The organism is Pedobacter suwonensis, from assembly GCF_900111825.1.
GTDB lineage: Bacteria > Bacteroidota > Bacteroidia > Sphingobacteriales > Sphingobacteriaceae > Pedobacter > Pedobacter suwonensis.
Genome location: NZ_FOJM01000032.1, coordinates 1 through 18736 on the forward strand (window position 1 = coordinate 1; position 18736 = coordinate 18736).

General features: G+C 41.0%; 11 protein-coding genes. 4 read left to right on the forward strand and 7 right to left on the reverse strand.

All coding sequences use genetic code 11. From position 1 onward, the window contains the following. Positions 1-346: 346 nt before the first annotated feature. From BM107_RS24235 to BM107_RS24245, 3 genes are all read right to left on the reverse strand, one after another. Positions 347-4678 (reverse strand): PAS domain S-box protein, encoded by a 4332-nt coding sequence (locus BM107_RS24235; RefSeq protein ID WP_090988349.1) that lies wholly within the window; start codon positions 4676-4678, stop codon positions 347-349. 302 nt (positions 4679-4980) lie between these two features. Further along, on the reverse strand, positions 4981-6180 hold the full coding sequence (locus BM107_RS24240) for a sugar transferase (protein ID WP_208864463.1): 1200 nt from the start codon (positions 6178-6180) through the stop codon (positions 4981-4983). After that, on the reverse strand, positions 6180-6584 hold the full coding sequence (locus BM107_RS24245) for a response regulator (protein WP_090988332.1): 405 nt from the start codon (positions 6582-6584) through the stop codon (positions 6180-6182). The genes BM107_RS24240 and BM107_RS24245 overlap by 1 nt, the downstream gene beginning before the upstream one ends. A gap of 398 nt (positions 6585-6982) precedes the next feature. On the opposite strand from BM107_RS24245, the gene BM107_RS24250 reads away from it, so the two are divergent. Next, a complete protein-coding gene (locus BM107_RS24250) occupies positions 6983-9289 on the forward strand; it encodes a PAS domain-containing hybrid sensor histidine kinase/response regulator (RefSeq protein WP_090988334.1) in 2307 nt (768 codons plus the stop codon). A 498-nt stretch (positions 9290-9787) separates the two neighbouring features. Here BM107_RS24250 and dxs read toward each other — a convergent pair whose 3' ends face one another. Continuing rightward, entirely contained in the window at positions 9788-11716 is a 1929-nt protein-coding gene (gene dxs / locus BM107_RS24255) for a 1-deoxy-D-xylulose-5-phosphate synthase (RefSeq protein WP_090988336.1), read from the reverse strand. 203 nt (positions 11717-11919) lie between these two features. Here dxs and BM107_RS24260 point away from each other — a divergent pair, with 203 nt between their 5' ends. From BM107_RS24260 to glmS, 3 genes are all read left to right on the forward strand, one after another. Next, the gene (locus tag BM107_RS24260) at positions 11920-12663 is read left to right on the forward strand and encodes a segregation and condensation protein A (protein ID WP_090988338.1); all 744 of its coding nucleotides are present in this window, start codon (positions 11920-11922) and stop codon (positions 12661-12663) included. Positions 12664-12725: 62 nt separating this feature from the next. Next, a complete protein-coding gene (glyA, locus tag BM107_RS24265) occupies positions 12726-13997 on the forward strand; it encodes a serine hydroxymethyltransferase (RefSeq protein ID WP_090988340.1) in 1272 nt (423 codons plus the stop codon). A 149-nt stretch (positions 13998-14146) separates the two neighbouring features. Continuing rightward, the gene (glmS, locus tag BM107_RS24270) at positions 14147-15985 is read left to right on the forward strand and encodes a glutamine--fructose-6-phosphate transaminase (isomerizing) (RefSeq protein WP_090988342.1); all 1839 of its coding nucleotides are present in this window, start codon (positions 14147-14149) and stop codon (positions 15983-15985) included. Between the two features lie 376 nt (positions 15986-16361). On the opposite strand, the gene BM107_RS24275 is transcribed toward glmS, so the two are convergent. The 3 genes from BM107_RS24275 to BM107_RS24990 form a co-directional block, all read right to left on the reverse strand. Next, entirely contained in the window at positions 16362-17735 is a 1374-nt protein-coding gene (locus BM107_RS24275; protein ID WP_090988344.1) for a hypothetical protein, read from the reverse strand. A gap of 58 nt (positions 17736-17793) precedes the next feature. Then, entirely contained in the window at positions 17794-18492 is a 699-nt protein-coding gene (locus BM107_RS24280; RefSeq protein WP_090988347.1) for a ComF family protein, read from the reverse strand. Between the two features lie 8 nt (positions 18493-18500). Then, the coding region (locus BM107_RS24990; RefSeq protein WP_208864464.1) for a hypothetical protein at positions 18501-18736 on the reverse strand (236 nt) is incomplete at its 5' end.

An 18736-nucleotide genomic window follows, 5' to 3' on the forward strand; every position in this document is an offset into this window, starting at 1 on the left:
TGTAGCGTTACGATGCAATCGTTAATTTATTGATGCACGCGTTAGAAACGCGCGCAAGCGTGGATTAAGATTAGCTTCGCTGAGCACTTCGTGGTTCCCTTTTTTACGGGAATGACGCCCTTTCAAAATATGATTCTGCCAAAAGTCTTCAAATCATTTCTGAGACAGCCCCAAGCCTGGACCCTGAAACAAGTTCAGGGTGACGACCGTTCATTGAATACGCAAAATAACCCCAATTAAAGCACATTATTCATCGAACTCTGGTTAGTCTTATTTATCTTGATTTTAAAATAAATTATCCATCAGGATTGACAATTTTGCGCCGATAATACAGCCTCCTGAAGCATTAATCAACCGCGTACCTTTTCTTTAATAATGGGATAAGGATTTCAATTTCCTGTTTCAGGAGTTCCACTTTGGCTTTCAGCGCGACGTGATCGGAAATATCCGGTTCCTGCATTCCGGAGCTGATTGCTGCAAGGTTGTTCAGCCCGGCTGAAGAGGCCATACCGTATACCTTGTGTGAAAGTGAGATCATGATTTCAGGGTCTAACTGTACAATCATTTCATCTACCTGAACCAATATCTGGTTCAGCTGATTGATGGTGATGCCAATTATTTTTTTTATCCTATTGAGATCATTGTCCAGGTAGGACTCCAGTTTCCTACTGTCAAAATGAACAGGTTTTACGATTTCAGTAGCAGCTGCATGATCCTTTTTACCCTGAAGCAGCCATTTTTTTAATATGGTTTCGATATTTTCTTCTAAAACCGGCTTGGTAATAAAATCATCCATGCCTGCCTCCAGGCTTTTTTCCCGCTCACCCATTACATTTGCCGCAGTAAGGGCAACGATAGGCGTTCTTTTTCCTTGCTCAATCAGCCTGATTTCTCGGGTACATTGATACCCGTTCATTTCCGGCATCTGAATGTCCATGAAAATAAGGTCCGGTGATTCTCTTTTAAATACCTCCAGCGCTTTAATACCGTTTTCAGCTTCGAGTATCACACTTCTGGGATGAAGTTTTTCAATCAGCGCGCGGGCCAGGAATCTGTTTACTTCATTATCCTCAACTACCATGAATTTAAATTCATTTTCAATGGTTTCAGATGAAGCCGATTGATCCGTATCATCAAATGCAACTTCAGGCGCTTTAAGCCTTGATAGTACCTGGTAAAGCTCATGCATTTTGATCGGTTTTACTAACCGGTGGTTGATCTTCAGGTCTCTGCAGGCTTTGATGATTTTTTCATCATCTGAAGAACTGTGGAGAAGAATCAGCGGAAGTCTGTCCTGTTCAAGTGTAAAGCTTTCCCTGATTTTTGCCGACGTTTCCAGTCCATCCATGTATGGCATGTGGTAATCCATCAGGATGGCATCGTATATTCTTCCTTCTGCCAGAAACTGTAATGCTTCAAAGCCGCTCCTGGCCTGGTCAGCCTGGATATTTTTAAGGGAGAGCATATTCACCAATATCTCCCTGTTATTGTCATTGTCATCAACCACAAGTACATTTGCGATGCTCTCTATCCCTCTCCATTCAATCGGTTCGCCCTGTTCACATTTAAGGTTTACTTCGAAGAAAAAGGTACTTCCTTCTCCCGGAGTACTTTTGAGTTCGAGATGGCTCCCCATCATGTTTAATAACTTGTTGGAGATGGTTAGGCCTAAGCCGGTTCCGCCATATTTTTTGGTGGTTGAGGAATCTTCCTGAGAAAAAGCACCAAAAATCTTTTCCTGTTTGCTTTTTTCGATCCCTATACCGGTATCCCTTACGCTGAACCGGAATGAACACTGATTTTCTGCTTTACCCAGCTGCTCTATTCTAAGTTCTATTTCTCCTTTGGTTGTAAACTTAGCGGCGTTTCCTAATAAATTTATTAAAACCTGTTTTAAGCGCAGCGCATCAGTCCATACAAATCTTGGCAGATCAGGAGGGAGGTTTAACAGCATCTCCAGGCTTCTGGACTGGATCTGGTAAGTGGTGATGTCACTTGCCTGCCAGGCAATATCATACAGGTCACATTTTTCGATGTCGAGCTCAAATTTACCGGCCTCGATTTTTGAGAAATCTAAAATATCATTGATAATACTTAATAAAGCGTTTGCAGATTGGTTGACAATGGTAAGGTATTGTTTCTGCGTATCGTTCAACTGCGTTTTTAACACCAGGTCGGTGAAACCGATCACCCCGTTTAACGGGGTTCTTATTTCATGGCTCATATTGGCCAGAAATTCGGATTTGGCCGAATTGGCATGGTCGGCACGTAACCGCGCAACAGTTATTTCCTGCCGGTGTTTTACTGATGCAGAGATGTCCTGTGTGCAAATCATCATTCCGCCAATCGAGGTGTCCAGATGATACCATGGACGCATTTCCCAGGAAATATGTTGTGGCATATTCGTGCGGACATCCACATAAACGTCTTCATCTTTTTTCAGCACCTCGCCGCGGAGTACTTTTTTATGGTTATTTACACGGTCTTCTGACAGGTGCGGGAATACATCATAATACCACAGTCCTTCTATATCGTTTGTAATCTGGGTGTAGTTCTCTTTCCATTTTCTGCTGGCCGCGAGAAAGCGCATGTCCTTATCAAGCATCGCTATGGAAGCAGGTGCATTTTCGATAAAGGCGAGCAAGATGGCTTTCTCACGGGCAAGTGCTTTTTCGGTTGCTTCCTTTTGCGTAACATCGGTAGATATGCCGAGGTATCCGATAATTTTATCTTCCGAATCTCTGATGGAGGTAATGGATAGCGATACCCTTAAGCGTTTTCCGGATTTGGTGATGAAGGTAAAAAGCCGTTCTTTTTGCGGGCTGTCTGCACATTGTTTAAAAACATCAAAGCCTTTAACCGCATAACCAAGTGTTGAGGAGATGCTTGTACAGAGTTCGTCGACTTCTGTTTGATCATGAAGGATTTCTGGCGTTTGCTTGCCAATCATTTCTTCGGCAGTGTATTCCAGTAACAGTTCTGAAGCCCGGTTGAAGACGGTAATGATCCCGTTGATATCAGTAGCGATAATACTCACCGCTGTGGACGCTGAGAGCACATCATCCAGTAACTTTTTGGATTCAATCAGGGCCAGTTGAGCCCGTTTCTGTTCATCAATATCCTGAAATGTTCCATAGATTCGCTGCTTGGCATTTTCCGGAGATTCGGCATCGCCTTTTGCCCTAACCCAGAGTTCTTTTCCGTTAAAATCCCTGATCTCAAGCTCAAGATCCCATCCTTTTCCGGTCTGCACACATTCCTGAATGGCGTGTTGTATTTTTTTCCGGCTCTCCCCCTCTTTATAAAAATTAAGTCCGTTTTCCAATGTGGGTACGAAATCTTGTGGCACAGCATGTATTTCTCTTGTTGTAGCCGTCCAAACAACCTTTCGCTCGTTCAGGTTAAGTTCCCATCCGCCTATTTTAGCCAGTTTACTGGTCTCCTCTAAAAGGTTTCGGGTATGGATGAGTTCATTTTCAAGCTTTTTCTGATCGGTGATATCAACGGCATTGCCCACAATGTAAGGCTTGTTATCCAGGTCTGTTTGCATGATATTAGAATACAACCAGATGGCGTGTTCTCCAGACTTCTTTTGCACCAGCATATTGCCTTTTGAGTATCCATGTTTCGCGATATCAGACAGATATCTGCGCAAATTATCATGCCTTTCAACAGGAACAATATCAAAAAGACTTTTATTTTTTAACTCAGATTTTTTAAAACCGAGTATTTTCGCACCGGCGGAGTTAATGGAGATAAAGTTACCATCCAGATCATGGGTACACATTAAGCCCTGAGAGCTTTCAAAGAAAGCTTTAAATTTCTGTTCGCTAACTTTTAACGCCCTGTTTTTTTCAAATTCAGCGGTTACATCACGTCCGATGGCAAAAAAGTTTCCGTTTGCTTTTTCAGCTGTTGCGGTCCATTGAATCGTTTTGTATTGGCCATCTTTGGTGATGACGGGGTGTGTAAGCTCACCAGATGGCTGACCATTTTTTAGATTCCCCCAAATTTCACGAACCGCTTTTAAGCTTTGTGAAGGAATAAAGTCGAAGATTGTTTTTTGCTTCAACTCCGTTTCATCATATCCAAGCTGTTTATTAAAGCCGGGATTTACCTTTTTAAATTTTCCATCCGGTGCCAGAATACAGATCAGATCTTCTGAATCGTTAAATAGTGTACGGAAATTTTTATATTCTTCTTTTTTGCGGCGTTCTATGATGAGTGATATGGCCTCTTCAGCAAGTAAAGAAAGGATCCGTTGCTGGCTGACTGTTAATTTTTTGGGCGCTAAATCGGCTACACATATAGAACCCAATGTAAATCCGTTAGGATCTATTAAAGGATATCCGGCATAAAACCTTACCCTCACGCCATCTTCAGATAGCGCATGGTGCCTGAAACGATCATCTTCAAGTGTATCCTCTACAATAAATACCTCTTTGCCAAGCAGGGGATACTCGCATATTGCAATGCCCCGGGGTACCTCATCTATATCGAGGCCGGTTGTGGATTTATACCAGATCCTGTCCTTTTCTGCGAAAGAAATCAATGATATTTCGCATTCGCAGATCAATGAAGCGATCTCGGTAAGTCTGTCAAATCCCCGCTCTTTTCCGGAGTTTATGATTTCGTAATTATAAAGTGCTTCCAGACGAGCATTTTCATTTTGTTGCATTTCAATCTTTTTGTCAGGCAGAGCGTTGTTAACTAACTGATAACTTGCAATAGACACAAATTATTTTAAAGCCTGCTTTTTTTATTTTTCCACCTTTACGTGAACTGTTAACCTTATTTTGCTATCTTTTAATATTACGATTAGTTGATGAATATCAAAAACAAAATTTTAAATATGTGATTTTTACGGAGTTTTTATTCATGATTTCATCGGATAAGTATTTTAAAAGAATAGGTTTTCTACCCGTTCAATAGCGATTAAAACAGGAATAAAATTTTGGTGGTCGGGTGGGAGCTGATAAACTAAACGCTTTCTTTTTGAAACAATGCAGGTATTGTTTTTAAAATAAGCTTAATATCGTTTGTAAAACTTTGGTTCTTCGCGTATTCATTGTCAAGTAGCAGTCGCTCTTCTTCACTCATTTCACCTTTCCCCCTTTTTTCAACCTGCCATAATCCGGTTATTCCTGCTGGCGCGGCAAACCGCAGTACATACCGGTCTGTAGTTAGTTTTTCGGCTTCATAAATGGGCAATGGCCGGTTCCCCACAATGCTCATATCTCCTTTAATTACATTCCATAGCTGGGGAAGTTCATCTATACTCGTATTTCTGATGAAATTGCCAACCCTGGTTATCCGTGGATCATTCGCGATCTTGAAAAAAGCAGAGCCACTATTCGTAGCAAAATAACCACCGTCCTTTTCGCACCACTGCACACCATCTCCGTAAAGCGGATACTGGCATTTTCCGGCCGGTAAGCAATCCTGGCAAAGAACCGAATCGGGTGTTGTTGTTTTCTGTTCCTTCTTATCTATATCATACTGGTTGAGGTGTATCAGATCCTTAACTTTTTTATCTGCATCTACATACATCGAACGGAATTTATAAAATTTAAAAACTTTAAATCCTGTTCCTGCACGCAGCGAATAGTAAAAAACAGGGCCTTTGGATTCCATCCATATCGCCAGGGCAACAATTAATAGCAGCGGGAAAAGTATAATTAAGGCCGAGCTGGCAAAGAAAATATCAAAGGCTCTTTTTGCCAGGCCGATAGGGCGTATTACATTTGGCCTGATGGAAAGGCTTTTAGTTAGTGCATCCCAGTTTTTAACGAAAAAAGTAATCCGTTTCTCTACACGTTCTGTCTGCATGGGCAGCCTGAATACATCTGATATGCCAGCTGTTAGGGCGAGTATCCTTAAATTTGGATTAAAGTATTTAACAACCAGAAAAAAAGGTACGCTTGGCATCTGTATATTTTTGAGCGTTTCAATAAGCGTAAGCCCGCCGTTAGACAGGATTTCGCTGTTTGATATGATGGCTACAATTTTAAGGTGCTGTTCTGTCCATGCCTGTGAAAGCTTTAGTCCATTGTCAAAATACACAAGCCGCAACCCTTCGAAATTACAGCTTTCAAAAAAGGTACGTTCTGTATAATTCTCGAAACCGACCATGGCAATAATACCTGGTTCAACGGAGCCGTTGATCTGTTTCTCTACCATTAAAAATTGCTTTTTCCGGCACGTCTTAATACCATTTTTATTCTGGCTTCCAGTTCGGCAGGATTGAAAGGTTTAACCATAAAATCATCAGCGCCGGCTTCCAGGCATTTTATGCGTTTATTAGAACTTTCTTCTCCGGATAAAATCATAATGGGCAGGGAGCTGAAAAAGTCGCTGGTTTTTAGCTGTTCGATTAACTCAAGGCCACTCATATTGGGCGTATTCAAATCTGAAATAATCAGATCCGGAATATTTCCGTTCTGTAGAAACGTGAGCGCGTCTATGCCATCAGGCCTGATATCGATGCGGTATCTCGGCTGCAATATTTCCTTCAGTATTGCCTGCATAAATTCGTCATCTTCAACAAGCAGGATATGTATTTTAGGATTATTCTGTTGATTCATTGGCGAAGAAGCGTTGATTGGGGAACTTCAAAGTGATTTTTTGTGCAATCTTTATATGAAAGTAGCTGCCAAGTATTTGAATGTACAATTGATTTTTAATGTTTATTAGGTCTGTTTAGCCGTTAATAAATCGGAAATTATTTAGAATTTAACAATAATAATTTAATTTAGTCACGGTTACATTTTAGTACAATAATAACAAAAAAAAAGTCAACTTTTTCATTATTCTTATGAGGAGTGTAAAAAAAATCTCTCCATAAGCTGGTAGGATACGTGATTAATTTTTCGCTTCAGGCAGAACTTTGATTTCTTGTTTATTGTTTCTGAAAATAAGGCGTAACTTTAATATCGGATATTAATGAGCGGCAGTACCCTAATAAAATTATTATAGTATCAAAATGATAAGCAGAAACCTTTTGTCCCTTGACAGTGCACAGCTAAACAGGCTATTCCCATTCTTCGTTATTGCTGACGCAGATTTGAATATTGTGGAACTGGGGGATAAACTGAAGGAAATTTGTGGTAATAAGGTTGGTGAATCCATTTTCGATTATTTTACTGACCTGCATTTTGATGAAGACGTTAAAGATGGTGTTTTAAAGAACAGCTGGATCACCCTGAAACAGCAGCCTGTACGGTTAAACGGTAAATGGGAAAAGATTGCTGCACAAAACCTGCTTTTTTTTGCCGGATACGGGCAATCATTTCTTGATGAAATTCAACGAGCTGAACCTGGGCCAGGTTTAAATCCCGATAACAGTAATAACAATTCAGCGCAAAGGCAGCTATTTTCGGTGACTGAATACAGTTATCACCAGGTGATCGAAAATATGAGGATCGGTTTGGTAGAACTTGACCTGGCCGGGCATATTGTTTATGCAAATAGCAGTTTCTGTGAAATCTGCGGCTATGATCTTATTGGTATTAAAGGCAAATTGCTGTCAGAACTGTGGGCCGGCAGGATATTTTCGGAGGGTGGTGATGCCCTAGGTTACGATAACATCACATCAAAGGTAAGCGAAATACAGTTTTTAGATACAAAAGGTGAAAGGAAATGGTGGTTGGCTTGTAGCAGCTTAAGTTTTAACCATGAGCATGAACAAATCGGTTCTCTGCTGATCAATTTTGAGATTACCTATCATAAAGAACAGAAACTGGAGCTGATGGCCGCTAAATCAGAAGCTGAAAAAGCTGTCAGCAGTAAGGATATGTTTTTGGCAAATATGAGCCATGAGATCAGAACGCCCATGAATGCCATTATCACGATGGCCAACCAGCTGGCTAAAACCAATCCAACGGTTGAGCAGGATTATTGCGTTCAAACCATACAGACCGCATCGAAAAACCTGTTGGTCATCATCAATGATATCCTGGACCTTTCTAAAATTGAGGCGGGCAAAGTGAATCTCGAATCTATTGGACTCGATATTTCAAAAGTACTCAGGGAAGTGATCCAGGTGATTAAACATAAGGCGGAAAAGAAAGGGCTGATTATTGATTATTTCCAGCCTCATCATGATGAGATTGCTCCGGTATTGATAGGCGACCCCTACCGGATTAGCCAGATCGTGTTGAACCTGCTGAGCAATGCTGTAAAATTTACCGACAAAGGATCTGTATCCCTTAAGCTGAGTCTTTTGGAAAATTTTGATGATGCCCAGGAAATTGAGATTACGGTGAAGGATACCGGGATAGGAATGCAGCCTGAATTTGTTAAACGTCTTTTTGACAACTTTAGCCAGGAATATGAATCTGTATCACGCAGGTATGGTGGAACGGGATTGGGTATGAGCATATCAAAAAAGCTTGTTGCCCAGATGGGGGGATATTTTAACATTAAAAGCGAAAAAGGAAAGGGCTCTGAAATTTCGTTTGTTATCCGGCTGATGAAAGGTGTTGGCGAGGATCTTCCGGTGGAGGAAAAACTGGTGCTGAGCGACGACCTGTTTTCGGGCAAAAGGATTCTTATTGTTGATGATAACGAAATGAACAGGCTCGTTGCTTCTACGGTATTATTGAACTACGGTTGCCAGATTATGATAGCTGAGAATGGCCAGATGGCCATTGATATGGTTGATAAGGATGATTTTGACCTGATTCTTATGGATATTCAGATGCCGGTTCTGAATGGTTATGATACCACAAAGCTGTTGCGTAAAGGCGGCTTTAAAGGCCCCATCATAGCGCTAACTGCTTCAGCAATAATAGGGGAAAGGGAAAAATGTATAGCGGCCGGCATGGATGATTATATTGCAAAGCCTATAAAAGAAGACCTTTTTATTACGGTAATTGATAAATGGATGGTAAAAGGAGCTGTTGAAACCGTTCAGCCAGAGATTGAGGTCCCGCTTTACAGCCTGGATGGTCTTTACGTAATCAGCAAAGGGCGGGAGGATTTTGTGACTAAAATGATTCAGATGTTTTGTGATCAGATGCCTTCTGCCGTTAGCGACCTGAACCAGGCTTTAGAAAATGCTGATCTTCCAAAAATATCAACGCTGGCCCACAAACTTAAATCAACCATTGATCACCTGGGCATTGTTTCCATTCAGCGTGTGATCAGGGATATAGAAAGCCTGAGTGACGAGAATGCGCCCGTTTCAGAACTGATTCCTTTGATTGCACAGGTTAAACGTGTGATTGATCAGGTAGTTTCGGACCTCCAAACCGAAATAACAAGAAGGAACCAGGATTTGGCTGATTAGTCTGCATCAAAGGGGCTGAACTGATTAAATAAGTCATTTTGGGCTGCTGGTAATGCTGACAGTTCGTTTTGCAGATTAAATATTTAAATGCAAATCGTTAGCCCCTAACCAGCAGGGATATTGCTTTTAAAACATTTGCAAAAATTAATTAGCCACGGAAACACAGCAATCACGGAGGAGATTAAAATTATTCTATGTTTTTCGTGGTTCCGTGGCAGACATAACGCTTAGGCAGTCGCAGAAAGATCTATAACTATTTAAATGCAAATCGTTAGTCCCTAACCAGCAGGGATATTGCTTTTAAAACATTTGCAAAATTTAATTAGCCACGGAAACACAGCAATCACGGAGGAGATTAAAATTTTTCCGTGTTTCCGTGGCAGACATAACGCTTAGGCATGTGCAGAAAGATCTAGAACTAACAGTGAAAAGTTAAAAGTGATTTCCTGCCCTAACCGGGCATGGTATTACCATTAATGCAAAATAGATTTAGCAGGATTATCCCGCCATTTTATCTGTAACACGTTTAACCGCAACATTTTTAACCGCTTTAACGATGGCGTCTTTATCATAACCGCATTCTGCCCAAAGTTCAGGTTGTTCTCCGTGGTCAATAAATTTATCCGGGATTCCGAGTCTGACCACCTGGGCATTATAATGATTATCGGTCATAAATTCTATTACAGCCGAACCGGCACCTCCCGGTAATGAGCCGTCTTCAACCGTAATGATGTGTTTGTATTTAGCAAATACCTCGTGTAATAAAGCTTCGTCTAAAGGTTTTATGAAGCGTAGATCATAATGCGCCGGATAAAAACCCTCGCTATTTAATTCTATACATGCTTCAACAGCAAAATTACCAACGTGTCCGATGGTTAATAAGGCTACATCTTCACCATCGCAGATTTTACGTCCTTTGCCAATCTCCAATGCCTTAAAAGGTCTCTTCCAGTCAGGCATTACCCCATTGCCGCGCGGGTAACGGATAACAAATGGGCCTATATTTTCTTGTTGAGCCGTAAACATCAGGTTGCGAAGCTCTTCTTCATTCATAGGAGAAGACACAACTAAATTCGGGATACAACGCATGTAGGCAATATCATAAGCCCCGTGGTGTGTTGCTCCATCAGCACCTGCTAAACCTGCACGGTCTAAACAGAATACTACGTTCAGCTTTTGGATGGCCACATCATGGATTACCTGATCGTAGGCCCGCTGCATAAAGCTTGAATAAATATTGCAGAAAGGAACCAGACCCTGTACGGCCAGGCCAGCTGAGAAAGTTACCGCGTGCTGTTCTGCAATGCCTACATCAAATGCACGCTTTGGCATTGCTTTCATCATGATATTTAATGATGAGCCTGAGGGCATGGCCGGAGTGATGCCTACAATTTTATCGTTAGCCTCGGCCAGTTCAACCATCGTATGCCCAAAAACATCCTGGTATTTGGGAGGCTGTGGTTTATCAGCAATACTTTTTTTAATTTCGCCGGTAATCTTATCAAAAAGACCGGGTGCATGCCATTTGGTTTGGTCTTTTTCTGCCAAAGCAAAGCCTTTGCCTTTAACGGTAACGCAATGCAATAGTTTCGGGCCCGGAATGGCAGCAAGATCTTTAATAACCTGTGCCAGGCGTTTTACATCATGCCCGTCAACAGGGCCAAAATACCTGAAATTTAACGATTCAAATAAATTGCTTTGTTTGAGTAAGGTGCCTTTAATGCTTTTCTCTATTTTCTTAACATACTTGTGTGCATTAGGGCCAAGTTTAGAGAGTCCGGTGAGTACATGAGAAATATCATCGCGGAAACGGTTGTATGATTTCGAAATGGTGATGCTGGTTAAATATTCTTTCAGCGCCCCAACGTTCGGATCAATAGACATGCAGTTATCATTCAGGATCACCAATACATTGCTGTTTTCAATGCCGGCATGGTTTAATCCTTCAAAAGCTAAGCCGGCTGTCATGGCACCATCGCCAATAACGGCGACGTGCTGCCTGTCGGTTTCACCCTTCAATTGCGAAGCCACCGCCATGCCCAAAGCGGCCGAAATGGAAGTAGATGAGTGGCCTACACCAAAGGTATCGTATTCGCTTTCTGAAATTTTTGGGAATCCGCTGATGCCACCGTATACCCGGTTGGTATGGAATAAATCCCTTCGTCCGGTTAATATTTTATGTCCGTATGCCTGATGGCCTACATCCCAAACCAACTTATCGTAGGGCGTATTTAACGCATAATGTAAGGCAACAGTTAGTTCTACAACACCTAAACTGGCACCAAAATGGCCGCCATTTACACTTACTACGTCAATGATATATTGTCGTAATTCCTGGCTTATTTGTTCTAAGTCAGATTCGCTATATTGCTTTAAATCAGCAGGATAGTTGATTTTAGATAATAGGGGGCCAGCTTTTACTTGCATTCGTAATTTATAGTGAAAAACAAGATACAAAGTAAGTTAAATTTGTTCTAATATAGAAGAGAAAAATAGCGCTTTATTATAGTGGGCTAAGCGGCCGGCAATGAACGCTTAGCGTGGAGCGTTTGGCAGAGAGCGGGCTGAAGATTGCGCATAGCCTTTTAAGTTAGAAGACCTGAAAATTTTCATTATGTTTGTTGCTACACATGCAGGCAGAGAATTTTGAGATAAAGCTTCCGGTATTTGAAGGTCCCTTCGATTTGTTGCTGTTCTTTATTGAACGCGATGAACTTAATATCCAGGATGTGGAGATCTCGAAAATCACCAACGATTTTTTGGCCTATATCCACCAGCTCCTGGCGCTAAATGTAGAAGTGGCGAGCGAATTTATTTTGGTTGCGGCTACCTTGATGCGCATTAAATCTAAAATGTTGCTGCCCAGGATTGAGGTAGACGAAACGGGCAGCGAAATCAACTCTGAGCAGGATCTTATTGCCAGGCTGATTGCCTACAAACAGTTTAAATCTGCAGCAGAAGAGATGAAGCGGTATGAAGAAGAGCGGTTAAAACAAAATCATAGAGGTAATATTGTATACGATCTTGCACTGGCTGCGGCATCTTCTGCCCATCAGGATGAACTCTTATCCCTTGATCTTTATAAGCTTTTAACCGTTTATCACCGCACCATGCAAAGGTATGAGTTGCGTAGTGAAGAAGTAAAGCATACGGTTGTACAATATCCCTATACGATCGAACAGCAAAAACACTTTATCGCCAACTTGCTTGATATCAATGAACAGATTGATTTTGCCCTGGTGCTTAAAAATTCGGAAAACAAAGTGCATTTCGTTTATAATTTTCTGGCCATTTTGGAAATGCTGCAACAACAAATCGTTGAGATAACCATTGGGAGTGGCTTTAACAACTTTAATGTGAAAGCATTAACTTAAACAAGCGCGAATTAAATTTGAAATCCTTACTTTTGCCAAAAAAATACAAACCTAAATATACAATGACACGCGACAACCAGATTTTCGAACTTATCGATAAAGAGTTAAACCGCCAGGAACATGGTTTAGAGCTTATTGCATCAGAAAACTTTGTAAGCAAACAAGTGATGGAAGCTGCCGGATCGGTATTGACCAACAAATATGCAGAAGGCTTACCGGGAAAACGTTACTATGGCGGTTGCCAGGTGGTAGATGTGGTAGAGCAGATTGCGATCGATAGGGCAAAAGAATTATTTGGAGCAGCGTGGGTAAATGTTCAACCGCATTCTGGTGCGCAGGCCAATGCCGCGGTAATGCTTGCTGTTTTGCAACCAGGTGATAAAATATTAGGATTTGACCTTTCTCACGGTGGACACTTAACACATGGTTCGCCGGTTAACTTCTCGGGTAAATTATATCAGCCTTTATTCTATGGCGTAGAAAAAGAAACCGGACTAATTGATTATAAAAAATTAGAGGAAGTTGCTTTAGCTGAAAAACCGAAACTGATTATCTGCGGTGCATCTGCTTATTCACGTGAGTGGGATTATGCTTTTATCCGTGCAGTAGCCGATAAAATCGGCGCTTTGGTTTTAGCTGATATTTCCCATCCGGCTGGTTTAATCGCTAAAGGGCTGCTGGCCAACCCACTTCCACATTGCCATATTGTAACCACAACTACCCACAAAACCTTGCGTGGACCACGTGGCGGTATGATTATGATGGGGCAGGATTTCGAAAACCCATGGGGATTAAAAACACCAAAAGGCGAAACCCGTTTAATGAGCAATTTACTTGATATGGCAGTTTTCCCAGGTACGCAGGGCGGTCCGTTAGAGCATATTATTGCAGCTAAAGCAATTGCTTTTGGCGAAGCTTTAAGCGAGGAATATGGAATATATATTAAACAGGTAGCGGCTAATGCACAGGCCATGGCGAAGGCATTTGTAGGAAAAGGATATGGCATCATTTCAGGGGGTACGGATAACCACCTGATGTTAATCGACCTGCGCAATAAAAACATCACAGGTAAGGTAGCCGAAAATGCTTTGGAAAAAGCAGAAATTACGGTAAATAAAAATATGGTTCCTTTTGATGATAAATCGCCGTTTGTAACTTCTGGTATCCGCGTAGGTACGGCTGCTGTTACCACACGTGGGTTAAAAGAAGCTGAAATGGAACAGATTGTTGAATTAATTGATCGGGTTTTAACCAATCCGGAAGACGAAACGAACCTAAATACAGTAAAAGCTGAAGTGATTAAATTGGTAAGCGCATTTCCACTTTATAAATAAGCTTAACTAATTCGATTTACTAATGATATAATGAAAGCAGCTACAAAAATGTAGCTGCTTTTTTGATTTAACTAAAACATCTTTAGCACTTAATACCTGAAACAAACGTTTGTTTTATATATTTGGCAATTAAAATATAACTAGAATTTATGTGTGGAATAGTAGGCTATATTGGCTATAGAGAAGCTTGGCCAATTGTACTTAAAGGCCTTAAAAGATTGGAATACCGCGGTTATGACAGTGCTGGTATCGCAGTAATGAATGAAAGCGGTGAACATATTTATAAAAAAGCGGGTAAAGTAGCCGTATTAGAGGAGTTTGCTCAAGATCAGGATAAGTCTGGTACGATTGCAATGGGCCATACCCGTTGGGCTACCCATGGAGTTCCCTCTGACCGCAACTCCCATCCACATACTTCAAATAATGGTAAGTTATCAATTATTCATAATGGTATTATAGAAAACTATGCTACTTTAAAAGAGGAGTTGATTAGCAGAGGTCATGAATTTAAAAGCGATACCGACACGGAGGTATTAATTCATCTGGTAGAAGAAATCCAGAAAATCGAAAATATTGATCTTCTGGAGGCTGTTCGTTTAGCCTTGAAGGAAGTAATTGGTGCTTATGCTATAGTGATTATGGACCAGGATCATCCAGATCGGCTAATTGTGGCCAGAAAGGGTAGTCCGATGGTCATCGGTGTGGGCCAGGGAGAGTACTTTATCGCTTCTGATGCTACACCGATTGTTGAATACACCAAAAATGTAATCTATCTCAATGATAATGAAATTGCGTTAATCACCAAAGATGATCTGTTGGTTAAAAGGTTGGATAATGTAGTGCAAACGCCATTGATCCAGGAGCTGCAGTTAAAGCTGGAAATGCTGGAGAAAGGTGGTTTCGATCACTTTATGCTCAAAGAAATTTATGAGCAACCGCGTTCCATTAAAGATTGTATGCGTGGCCGTATCTACCCGGAAGAGGGTAAGGTACAGCTTGGCGGGATTAAAGAATTTGCAGAAAAATTAAAAAATATAGATCGCATCATCATTGTGGCCTGCGGAACATCCTGGCATGCAGGTTTGGTTGGAGAATACCTGATTGAAGAATATGCCCGCATTCCGGTTGAAGTTGAATATGCTTCAGAATTCAGGTACAGAAATCCGATTATCACCGAAAAGGATGTGGTGATTGCCATTTCGCAGTCTGGCGAAACAGCTGATACCATGGCGGCTATTGAGATGGCTAAAGAACGTGGTGCAACCATTTTCGGCATCTGCAATGTAGCAGGCGCTTCTATTCCACGTTTAACACATGCTGGTGTATACACCCACGCCGGACCTGAAATCGGTGTGGCATCAACAAAAGCATTTACCGCACAGGTAACGGTTTTAACTTTAATGGCTTTTTACATGGCCCAGCAAAAGGGAACCATTACCACTTCAAAGTTAATTGAACTTTTAACCGAGCTTGACCATATTCCTGAAAAAATTCAGGTTGCTTTAGAGTCGAACAACCTGATTAAAGAGGTAGCAGAAAAGATTAAAGATTCTACCAATTGTTTGTTTTTAGGTAGAGGAAGTGGCTTCCCGGTAGCTTTAGAGGGAGCCTTAAAACTGAAGGAAATTTCTTATATCCATGCAGAAGGATATCCTGCTGCGGAGATGAAACATGGTCCGATTGCCTTAATTGATGAAGAAATGCCTGTAGTGTTTATTGCAACGCAAAACTCATCTTACGAAAAAGTAATCAGTAACATACAAGAGGTAAAAGCCAGAAAAGGAAAAGTAATTGCCATTGTGACCGAAGGGGACACGGAAGTGAAAAAAATGGCCGATTACTGCATCGAAATTCCTGATGCCAATGAAGCTTTTTTACCGCTCCTGGCAACCATACCGCTTCAGTTATTATCGTATCATATTGCGGTAATGCGTGGCTGTAACGTAGATCAGCCAAGAAACCTGGCCAAATCGGTAACAGTTGAATAATTTTACAACAAAACAGATAAACAGAGCAGTTGCATTAATTTGTAGCTGCTTTTTTGTTTATCGGCGTATTTAGATACAGACTTTGTTAAATAAGACCGATCCGATAGGTATCAGATGTACGGATGCCCTTTCTTAACAACATTTTTTATATCAATAAATTGGAACGGCAGGAGGAAAAGCGGGGCGGGTGGCCGCCATTAGTACCAGTGTTCACTTTCTAAAAGAATAAAAAGTAAAACTGATCTTTAAAAAGGCCAAAAAAGTAAAGGGCCGATATTCTTCAGAAGAAATCGACCCTTACCATCTAAATTAACGCTCTCGGATATATAAACGCAACTTCATGCGATTTGGTTTTGAGAAAATATAAAAAAACCTATTATTTCTCGTAACTACCTAAGGTTGAGGGATAAAATCTTTCATTTTCCATTATATCTTTGTTAAGATAAATACTGAAATAAGGATCGGCAGTTAAATCAGCACCTTTTTTTCTGGCTGAACTGTTTGCTGCGGGTTCAAAATTGTACTGTTCCCGGTGAATAAAGGAAGGGTCGGTGTTCAAGATGTTGCCATTGACGTTATAAGCATTGTTGGTGGATCGGATCAAGTTATGTGATAGATTGAGCTGCAAATTGGCAGCAGTTTTTTGTTGTATATCCAATTCGTTGACTAAACTTCCCCAGATGATATTATTGGTCAAATCGACCTGAAGTTTATGGTAAACATTTGCTGATAAATAATCTGTAAAGCTCAGTGAGGCTGTTTTGCGCGGAAAGTTTAAATTGTAGCCTGCAAAGGTGTTCTGTTTCAGGTTATAATTCCCTCCTCCAACAGCGTATATCAAATAATTTCCGCAATTATACATCAGATTATTAAAGGCTAACAGTTCTGAATGATAGCCAATATAGGCTGCCACCTGCATGTTTTTAATAATACTATTACTTAAAATTAATTTTGGGTTGCTGTTTAACGATAAAGAATCGGAGGTAATGCCAACAGATGCGTTTTTAATGATCGCATTTTTAATCAGCCCTTGTCCGGTTCTTTTTAAGAAAATTCCCTTCCATTGTCCGGGCTCATCATTATAAATGCTTTCAAGCCGGTCGCTGCAAAACAGTACAGGTTCGTTTAAGCTGCCGTTAACGATCAGGTTTCCCTCGATGTTTAAACCGGCATCCTTATGGAAATAGATTTTAGTTCCCGGCTGGATGGTTAATACAGTACCGCTTTTCAGGGTTAACGATCCGTTAATAATATAGGGCAGCGCTTTTGTCCAGATGGTATTTGTGCTGATGGAAGATTCATTAATGAACACCGCATTTTGCCCGTAAGCTAAAAGTTGAATGACCTGTTTATTCCCGTTTGTTTTTAAAATGATCGAATCTTGTACCAGAAAGGGTAGGCCATTGGCATTGGGGTTGATCGAAACCTTAACAAAAAGATTTATTGAATCCCGACCGTTTATGACAAGATCATTTTTATGAGTTGTCTGTTCTCCGTTAATATTGATGCCAAAAGCAGAAGTGTGTCCGCCAGCTAATTTAATTTCCGATACTTTAACCGCATCATTATTGTTGTTAATGATTTTGACTATTCTGACTGTTGAGCCTATTGAAGTAAAAATGGTATCGAATAATATTTCTTTACTGGAAAAGCTGAGCCTGGCATCTGGGTTTGTGCTAATGTTTTCATTCTTCCGGCACGCCGAAGCAATGAATAAGATGAGTAGCAATAAACCAGTATTTAAACGCATAAATCAAACTTAAAAAATGTTTGGCTACTTGCAAGGGGATTTGCAGTGCATTCAATCATTATTCGGCGAAGGCAAGTGCTGCTATGCTTACTTTTCCTGCCTCAGCGGCAAATAGCGCATCAGCGCAGGCTTCAAGCGTTGCGCCGGTGGTAATTACATCGTCAACCAATAAAACATGTTTGCCCATGATATCTTCCTGAAATTCTACCTGGAACACATCCTTCATATTTTCATAACGGTTATACCTGCTTTTTTTGGTTTGACTTTCAGTAGAAGTATTTCTAATAAGGTGGTTCCCGCTGATGCTGGTGCCCATTTGTGCTGCAATTCCTTCTGCAATGAACATGCTTTGGTTATATCCCCTCATTTTGTATTTCTTGCGGTGTAAAGGAACCGGAATCACCAGGTCAATGTCCTGGTAAAACGTTGCTGTTTTCAGCCTGTCCCCCAGCATATTACCCAGCAGGATTCCAACATCGGTTCTTCCGTTATATTTTAAATTGTGGATTAAGTTCTGAACTTTCGTTCCTTTTTTAAAATACAACATGGCCATTGCCGCATTAACTGGTAAGCGGCCCCAAAACTGCCTGGCAACCCTATTGTCTGCATATTCATGATAATCGGTAAAGGGGAGGTCGTACAGGCATTTCGTGCAGATTAAATACTCGCTATGGTATAATGCTACACCGCAGGCGTTACAGAGGTTTGGAAATAGCAAACCAATTAAATCATTACACCATTGTTTAACCTGTAGCATAAACTAATTTATAAAATTTTTATGAGGAATACCATGTTTTGAGTTTTCGGGTTTATTTTTCTTTTTAGCAAAGCAGGGTCAGTGGTACTATATAAGCATGTTCCCGCTATTTGCTCTAAATCCTCGCTGCGCTGCGGGTTTTCCGCTGCTATCGGGTTTAGGTGGGCAGTTTCTTCCGAAATTTCAAGTGGCCGGGCGCAGGGGAACTTCGGAAGCTTTAATGGGTTTCTCCAGCCGATCCGTC